Below are 1,786 nucleotides of genomic sequence, written 5' to 3'. Positions count from 1 at the left end.
AAGGTTCACGGGGTCTTTTCGTCCCATCGCGGGTAATCGGCATCTTCACCGATACTACAATTTCACTGGGCTCACGGTTGAGACAGCGTCCGGATCATTACACCATTCGTGCAGGTCGGAACTTACCCGACAAGGAATTTCGCTACCTTAGGACCGTTATAGTTACGGCCGCCGTTTACTGGGGCTTCGATCAAGAGCTTCGCCTTGCGGCTGACCCCATCAATTAACCTTCCAGCACCGGGCAGGCGTCACACCCTATACGTCCACTTTCGTGTTTGCAGAGTGCTGTGTTTTTGATAAACAGTCGCAGCGGCCTGGTTACTGCGACCCTCTTCAGCTATAGCTCGCACGAGCCACCAAAAAGGGTGCACCTTCTCCCGAAGTTACGGTGCCATGTTGCCTAGTTCCTTCACCCGAGTTCTCTCAAGCGCCTGAGAATTCTCATCCTACCCACCTGTGTCGGTTTACGGTACGGTCTGCGTAAGCTGAAGCTTAGGAGCTTTTCCTGGAAGCGTGGTATCAGTGACTTCGCCTTAAAGGCTCGTCTCGGTGCTCGGTCTTAGAGGATCCCGGATTTGCCAAAGATCCAAACCTACCGCCTTTCCCCAGGACAACCAACGCCTGGTACACCTAACCTTCTCCGTCCCTCCATCGCACTTACGCGAGGTGCAGGAATATTAACCTGCTTCCCATCGACTACGACTTTCGTCCTCGCCTTAGGGGCCGACTCACCCTGCGCCGATTAACGTTGCGCAAGGAAACCTTGGGCTTTCGGCGTGCGGGTTTTTCACCCGCATTATCGTTACTCATGTCAGCATTCGCACTTCCGATACCTCCAGCAGACTTCTCAATCCACCTTCAACGGCTTACGGAACGCTCCTCTACCGCGCATAACAAAGTTATGCACCCCAAGCTTCGGTTCTGTGCTTAGCCCCGTTAAATCTTCCCCGCAGACCGACTCGACCAGTGAGCTATTACGCTTTCTTTAAAGGGTGGCTGCTTCTAAGCCAACCTCCTGGCTGTCTGTGCCTTTCCACATGGTTTTCCACTTAGCACAAAATTTGGGACCTTAGCTGTGGGTCTGGGTTGTTTCCCTTTTCACGACGGACGTTAGCACCCGCCGTGTGTCTCCCATACAGTCCGTCTCGGTATTCGGAGTTTGCAATGGTTTGGTAAGTCGCGATGACCCCCTAGCCATAACAGTGCTCTACCCCCGAGAGGATACATATGAGGCGCTACCTAAATAGCTTTCGAGGAGAACCAGCTATCTCCGGGTTCGATTAGCTTTTCACTCCTAATCACACCTCATCCCCTACCTTTGCAACGGGAGTGGGTTCGGGCCTCCAGTGCGTGTTACCGCACCTTCACCCTGGGCATGACTAGATCACCCGGTTTCGGGTCTACTGCCCGCGACTATGCGCCCTTATCAGACTCGGTTTCCCTTCGCCTCCCCTATACGGTTAAGCTTGCCACGAACAGTAAGTCGCTGACCCATTATACAAAAGGTACGCAGTCACTCCTTGCAGAGCTCCTACTGCTTGTACGCACACGGTTTCAGGTTCTATTTCACTCCCCTCTCCGGGGTTCTTTTCGCCTTTCCCTCACGGTACTGGTTCACTATCGGTCGGTCAGTAGTATTTAGCCTTGGAGGATGGTCCCCCCATGTTCAGACAGGGTTTCACGTGCCCCGCCCTACTCGTCTTCACTGAAATGGCCCTTTCAGATACAGGGCTATCACCTTCTATGGCCACTCTTTCCAGAGTGTTTTCCTAGAACCAAATCAGCT

The 1,786-nt window shown here is 53.2% G+C and carries 1 rRNA gene; it reads right to left on the bottom strand.

Features of this window, described 5'->3' with window-relative positions:
- Window positions 1-1,786: ribosomal RNA gene (locus RCG67_RS16765) — 23S ribosomal RNA — on the bottom strand; the annotation flags it as partial.

Source organism: Kocuria cellulosilytica, assembly GCF_040981245.1.
Classification (GTDB): domain Bacteria; phylum Actinomycetota; class Actinomycetes; order Actinomycetales; family Micrococcaceae; genus Kocuria; species Kocuria cellulosilytica.
This window is presented reverse-complemented; position numbering and strand designations above follow the sequence as displayed.